At 44.2% G+C, this 6,302-nt stretch carries 9 protein-coding genes and 1 pseudogene; 3 read left to right on the forward strand and 7 right to left on the reverse strand.

Features of this window, described 5'->3' with window-relative positions:
- Nucleotides 1–255, reverse strand: a 255-nt coding sequence (locus B5D35_RS22150; RefSeq protein ID WP_170915249.1) for a recombinase family protein, incomplete at its 3' end; no start/stop codon positions are given.
- A gap of 200 nt (nt 256–455) precedes the next feature.
- On the opposite strand from B5D35_RS22150, the gene B5D35_RS25565 reads away from it, so the two are divergent.
- A complete protein-coding gene (locus B5D35_RS25565; RefSeq protein WP_425291251.1) occupies nt 456–683 on the forward strand; it encodes a transposase in 228 nt (75 codons plus the stop codon).
- Complete coding sequence (locus B5D35_RS22160) at nt 673–1,221, forward strand: transposase (RefSeq protein ID WP_425291252.1); 549 nt, start codon at nt 673–675, stop codon at nt 1,219–1,221. The genes B5D35_RS25565 and B5D35_RS22160 overlap by 11 nt, the downstream gene beginning before the upstream one ends.
- Nucleotides 1,222–1,530: 309 nt before the next feature.
- Here B5D35_RS22160 and B5D35_RS22165 read toward each other — a convergent pair whose 3' ends face one another.
- From B5D35_RS22165 to B5D35_RS22180, 3 genes and pseudogenes are all read right to left on the reverse strand, one after another.
- Nucleotides 1,531–1,953 carry a type II toxin-antitoxin system VapC family toxin gene (locus B5D35_RS22165; RefSeq protein WP_244556708.1) on the reverse strand — a complete coding sequence of 141 codons (423 nt, stop codon included), beginning with the start codon at nt 1,951–1,953 and terminating at the stop codon, nt 1,531–1,533.
- The gene (vapB, locus tag B5D35_RS22170) at nt 1,946–2,179 is read right to left on the reverse strand and encodes a type II toxin-antitoxin system VapB family antitoxin (RefSeq protein WP_078754612.1); all 234 of its coding nucleotides are present in this window, start codon (nt 2,177–2,179) and stop codon (nt 1,946–1,948) included. Before vapB ends, B5D35_RS22165 begins: the two co-directional genes overlap by 8 nt.
- A gap of 576 nt (nt 2,180–2,755) precedes the next feature.
- Nucleotides 2,756–2,899: pseudogene (locus B5D35_RS22180) on the reverse strand (IS6 family transposase); the annotation flags it as partial.
- A 337-nt stretch (nt 2,900–3,236) separates the two neighbouring features.
- Here B5D35_RS22180 and B5D35_RS22190 point away from each other — a divergent pair.
- Nucleotides 3,237–4,360 (forward strand): IS3 family transposase gene (locus tag B5D35_RS22190; protein WP_139367835.1). Its coding sequence is split into 2 segments (ribosomal slippage): nt 3,237–3,498 and nt 3,498–4,360, totalling 1,125 coding nucleotides; the frame shifts between segments, so codons are not numbered across the junction.
- Between the two features lie 22 nt (nt 4,361–4,382).
- Here B5D35_RS22190 and B5D35_RS24430 read toward each other — a convergent pair.
- The 3 genes from B5D35_RS24430 to B5D35_RS22205 all read right to left on the reverse strand — a co-directional run.
- Entirely contained in the window at nt 4,383–4,547 is a 165-nt protein-coding gene (locus B5D35_RS24430; RefSeq protein ID WP_157828447.1) for a hypothetical protein, read from the reverse strand.
- A gap of 248 nt (nt 4,548–4,795) precedes the next feature.
- Nucleotides 4,796–5,614 carry an endonuclease I family protein gene (locus tag B5D35_RS22200; RefSeq protein ID WP_170915250.1) on the reverse strand — a complete coding sequence of 273 codons (819 nt, stop codon included), beginning with the start codon at nt 5,612–5,614 and terminating at the stop codon, nt 4,796–4,798.
- A 415-nt stretch (nt 5,615–6,029) separates the two neighbouring features.
- On the reverse strand, nt 6,030–6,302 hold a 273-nt coding region (locus B5D35_RS22205), incomplete at its 5' end, for a DDE-type integrase/transposase/recombinase (RefSeq protein WP_139367836.1).

Raw genomic sequence — 6,302 nt, forward strand, 5'->3', positions numbered from 1 at the left:
TTTTAGTGTGAACCAGCTTTTCTCATCCAGACGAGAAAGCCTGTCTATCTGTTCAATGATGATTGCATCACCTTTCGCGGCATCATCAAGTAAACGGAGAAGTTCAGGTCTTTGCAGCGAAGCCCCTGATTCATTTTCAATGTACCATCCAGCGATTCTGAATCCCTTATCCTGTACAAACTTCTGTAAGGTGCTCTGTGCTCGTTTCGCGTTTTGATCGCTAGTTGATGCTCTAAGATAGCCAAAGATGTACATAATTTGACCTAAGTGACATTTAAGTTATGATCTAATAGTGTATGCCATATAGGTTATGACAAATATATAAAAACTGCCACTTTTAATCTGTGATCATAGGGTATACCCTCTGGGCGGTGTTCCAGCATAACCGCTGGCTTCTCAATAACCTGTTCGCCTGCGCGGCCAAGGTTTTTCTAGCCTGGGTCCATACCCAGGATGTGGATGTCGGTGTATTCTGCGCCCTGCACACCTACGGCCGGCGGCTTAATTGGAATGTCCATATCCACCTGTCGGTCACACGTGGCGGGTTGTGTCGAAAACAGGGGAGCTGGAACCCTGTCTTTTTTAAAGCCAAACCCACAGAGCTGTGCTGGCGCACGGCGGTTATCCGCCTGCTTCGTCCGCCTGACACTGGCTTTCGATGGTGCGCCTTTCATCCGTCATGAAAGCGATTGCTCTCACTTTCTCGACAGCCAATACCGGCGTCACTGGAAAGTGCACTTTGCGAAGAAGACGCAGCACCACAAACAGACGGTGAATTACCTGGGTCGTTACCTGAAACGTCCGCCGGTGGCGGCATCACGCCTGCGCCACTACAGCCGAGGCGGTCAGGTGACCTTTACCTTCCTCAACCACCGGACTCAAAAGAAAGAATCCATGGTGCTGACACCCTTGGAAATGATAGGCCGGCTGGTTGAGCACATCCCGGAGAAGCATTTTAAGATGCTGCGGTATGACGGTTTTCTGTCGAACCGCAAACGGGGAGAGATGCTACCGCGGGTATATGCTGCGCTGAAACAGGCGCCGCCGGAGGTACCGGAAGCCCCGGGTTATGCGGCAATGCTGAAGGGATACGTGAACGTCGACCCGTATGCCTGCGTGCTTTGCACGGGCAGGATGGTTTATACCGGATTCCGGTCAGGCTCGACGGTGGGTGAGTTGATATCGCAGACGAAACTGCAGGCAAGTAGGCGTCCGGTCTAGTTCCAGTACGGGGTTATTGTGTCTAAAAAACAGAAAGGCGCACAATAATTAACCACTGGTCAACCTTCAGGGCTATCGAAGGGACACATCCTCCAGAAAACAGGGTGGTTTTATCCGCGATCGCAGGCCAGCTCTATTCAAAGGTAAGGATTGAGATTCCTCACCTTTCAATCAGCTCATTGATGTATTCTTGCTGCGCATCAGTCATAACATCACAATCAGAAAGTTCTGTAATTCGATGATTCAACATAGTTAAAGTAGCCTGTACAGCTTCTTCAAATGACGACATCTTGCTGACCTCTTTCCGAATTAGTGTACCCAGTCTTCGAATGTAAGCCCGTTGACGCGCTTAAACTCTCGAACATTGTTTGTGACCAGCACGCAGCCTTCCGCTATGGCGTGGCCTGCAATTGCCGTGTCGTTATTCCCGACAGGAGTACCTTTCGCCATCAAGTCACGCTTAACGGCAGTCGTGGCATCTACAGCGGCCTTATCCCAAGGCAAGATTTCATCAACCCGCTTGAGAAATTCACCGACTAACACAGCATGTTTGGGTGAGGCTTTTTTGCCTAGCAAGCCAAACTGCATTTCCTGATAAGTAATCGCAGAGATAACGACACGGTGTTGCTTACTCACTACCGATTGCAGCTTTTCCAATACCGACAAAGGCTGTTCACGCATGATGAACGAGCAAATGCAGGTATCGAGCATGTAAGTGATTTTCTTAGTCAAAGCTGAATCGTCCTTCATCTGAAATAACATCTGGACGTTCGGCCATGAAATCACTATCGGCCTTATCTACATCACTGAACGACACCCAATTAGGACGGGCTGGACGCAAGGTGATCACATCACCGTCTTTATGGATTTCAAGCTCGCTGATACCTTCAAACTCAAGGTCTTTGGGTAAGCGCACTGCCTGATTCTTGCCGTTTTTAAAGATTGAAACCGTTCTCATTAAATTCGCCTTTTATCGACATATGTAAAACATATGATTAGTATAAAAAAACCCTCTGCATATGTCAAGCATATATACCTTTGATATGGGTGATTTATATCCGATCAACTGAATGCAATTGATACTCAGAAAGCATTTTCAGCTATAGCCGACATTGATACTGGATCCGTGGTCAAAAGACGCTCCGTTGTTTCTAACGTCTTGTTACCCAGAAGATAATGAATATGGGCTACGTCGTAACCCTTCCTACGCAACGTTGCAGCAAAGGTTCTACGGCCTGAAAGAACGCTTGGTGACTCTACACCCGCATTTCTTAGAAGTGTCTTTATATGTCGATTGAGAGCGTCACAACTATAACTCTCAGCACCCGCCTTTGTGGTTTTGCGAACGATTGAGAATGGTCGGTTTTGGCGTGAAATGAATAGCCCTTCGTCGGGATCAAGTCCCAAGTAATGATCGGGATGGTCACCCAAACATATTTTATTTTTTACTCTGTATTGCAGGTAATCAGTAAGATAAACGGGCTTGTTGCAAAAAATGGTTGAGGATAAATGTTGTCAGGTCGTGTACCAGTAATCAGGCGAAAACGACCATGACATTGAACAACCCGTTCATAAAGACAGATCGCTCCCGTATCCGATCTTTACGCTCATCACGACGTAACCAGAAATCAAACTGCCCCTTATTCAACATGCGGAGTGATTCAAATCCCTTGAAGGTAATGGTATGAACCCTCCCACCCTGAAGTCGACCTCTAGCCTTGTGCTAAGGTTGAACTCAGGTTTCTTGTGACGGAAAGGTGAACCATGACTATTACGATGATCGGGATTGATATTGCTAAATCTGTTTTTCACCTGCATGCGACCAATCATCTGGGTCGACAAGTAAAACGAAAAAAACTACAGCGCAACCAATTACTGCCATTTTTAGCTCAAATTCCACCTTGCAACATAGCTATGGAGGCATATGGGAGTTCACAGAAGTGGTCCCCAATTTTCGGACATGACTTTAAGTGATTGATCTGTTTTGATAGTACCCAACAATACTGGAACAGATTATGACGAGAAAACGTAGAAACCACTCTCCCGAGTTTAAAGCTAAAGTGGCATTATCTGCTGCTAAAGGTGATAAAACTGTCGCTGAGCTGGCGCAGAAGTACAACCTACACGCCAACCAAATCTCAACTTGGAAGAAAGAACTGCTTGAGAACGCTGCCATGATCTTTGCCTCTGAAAGCCAGTTAGGCAAAGACAATTCTGAAGAAGTAGACAAACTGCACCCCAAAATCGGTCAATTGACCATGGAAAATGATTTTTTGGCCAAAGGGCTCGGTCGTTAGACCGAGCCCAGCGAAAGAGTTCGCTGGTTAAATCCACCCAACTACCGATAAAGCGTCAGTGCGAGCTTCTCAATATTGCTCGCTCTACGGCTTACTATCAGCCCATTGGACTCTCTGCTGAGGAGATTGAATTGCGCCGTATGATTGACGAAATTCACCTTCAGTATCCGTTCATGGGCAGTAGACGTATTCGAACTGAACTGGCTAAAAAGGGCCATAACGTTAATCGTAAGCGTATTGTTCGGATCATGCGTGATATGGGCATTGGGGCGATTTATCCCAAGCCAAAAACGACACTGGCAAACAAAGCACACAAGGTTTATCCGTACCTGTTGCGTGATATCGAAGTCACTTATCCGAACCAAGCTTGGGCCATTGATATTACGTACATCCCAATGGCTAAAGGGTTTCTGTACTTGGTTGCCATTATCGACTGGTATAGCCGTAAGGTGTTGTCCTGGCGCTTATCGAACACCATGGATACAAGCTTTTGTATCGAGGCACTCGAAGAAGCGCTCCAACACTACGGACCGCCCGATATCTTTAACTCCGATCAGGGCAGCCAGTTTACTAGCACTGAGTTCACACAGAGGTTGCTCGATCAGGGGATACGGATCAGCATGGACGGAAAAGGTCGCTGGGTCGACAACGTTTTTATTGAGCTATTATGGCGAAGCCTGAAATATGAGGAGGTTTACTTAAAAGCTTACAGCACGACCCGTGAAGCTGAGCTTGAAATCGGCCACTACATGGTGTTTTATAATGAGGAGCGTAACCATCAGGGACTCAATGACTTCCCCCCTGATGAAGTCTACTTTGGCAGACAGAGATACGTTGTATGAGCGGGATCAACCACTTAAAGGATTAGCTTATGTGTCCAACCATTGGGATCCACTTCTCCATGCCCAAACCGCGTTCTTTGAAGATGTCCTCGATGTCGCGAAAGCTCAGTGGATAGGCAAGGTAATAGCGGATGGCCTGAAGGATGATGGAGCTTGGGTATTGCTTGCCTTTGAAGCTGAGAGGCATAGGTGGCACCTCAAAAAGTACAGCCTACCACCTATATCTAAATACCTTCGTGCAAACTTTGCGACACTACCTTTCCAGTTGTCATGACCAATTGCTACTCACTACACAGTCAAAAATTACAAAAGAATGTTTATTAGACAATGACACTTATTCAGTTTAAAAGGTCGGTATATCCGACCTTTTTTGAGAGGAAGCATGTTCCCAAAAGGAAATGTTTAATTGAAATAGTAAGTTTTGTCTTTAGTCTATTATGAATCAGGGCAAGCATTACCAAATATTTTATCAGCCCATGCGGGGTTGTCTATAAAAGGATTTCGATTGCCCTGCCAACTATATATGACATTATTCCTGCTTATCTCTTTTTTATCAACAGGATCTATCTTATGCCATTTGTATAGATCACATAATTCACCAAGGAAAGGCGTTTTTTCTGATGTTAGATTATTTGATAATATTAAATCTGGTGTATTAGACAATAAATCCCCATCATATCTTACTGCCATATAAAATAGTTTCCGTGCAATATCCCCTTTATTTTCATGCGGTGGCTCCCATGTTCTATCTTTTTGTAGACTTGAATTACATCGCTCAATAAGTGTTCCTCCTATACCAAAATCCAAGTCTCCACGAAGAGCATTACATTTTTGATCCGAGGCTACAATGTGATGACCATCGGTGTAAGCATATTGGTGCTGTTTTGGAAAGCCATGAGAAGTAGCCCAAAGGTGTTCTCTATTCCATTTATTTCCAGGGATACTACTACCCGATCTTGATTTTTTAGGATAGGATTGTTGGCTATAGATTAACACAACATTATCTGGATTGCTTGGATCTTGATCTGCTTCTTCAAGCATATTCCAAACACATTTATATGATTGTTTGACATAGTTTGAAGATATTATTTTATTCAAGGAATTTTTTAGTGTTACTGGATTGGTATTATCGATGTTTGCGTAATAGGTCTTTGAATCAAAAGCGGGTACTTCTGGTTTTTGACAATCTGCAGCTATTGATACGACTGGATAGAAAAATATTGCCATGATAGAGGCCGATTTTATTTTTAACATGCGCTTTTCCTTTTTAATGTTAAACATTAATGGGTTATGATTATTAAGATAGTTTTAGGGTAGTGTGATTAAGTAATAACAATATGGTTTTTCTGTTTTTAAGAATATTGTAATATCCCATGCTTCAATTTGATTCAAGAATGGGTCATGACTCAAGAATGACCAGAACTATCAATAGAAAATAGGATAAAACGATGCATTAGAAGTGTGTTGTATTCAATATATTGAGTTGAAATATGTACAATAGCAATCCAATCATAGCCAAAAAGATGAAAATACAAAGCGTTGACTGGTAGTGTCGCAAAGTTTGAGAAATCAAAGGGCGTGCCTGTTCACCAGATACAATTAGGCTGCTAACGGGGGGGTTGTTGCAAAAAATTCAATCGGGCGGATTTCACCCCGCCGCTTCCTGAAATTACGTGTAAATTACCTCGACATTAAAGAGTCGATTCATGAAGGCGGATCTCTCCCGCACAAGCACTTTACGCTCATCCTGACGTAACCAGAAATCAAACTGGCCTTTATTCAACATCCGTAGAGATTCGAATCCCTGAAGGGTTGACCAGGCACGCTTTCGTTTTTTAAAACCGCCGGTGCCTGCAAGGAGTTTCTTGATGGGGGCATGATCGGATTCAATACCATTGTTGAGGTATTTCACCTGCCGTTGCTCAACATCCGCTCGAAGTCG

It is taken from the genome of Enterovibrio nigricans DSM 22720, assembly GCF_900167155.1.
GTDB classification, from domain to species: Bacteria; Pseudomonadota; Gammaproteobacteria; order Enterobacterales; family Vibrionaceae; genus Enterovibrio; species Enterovibrio nigricans.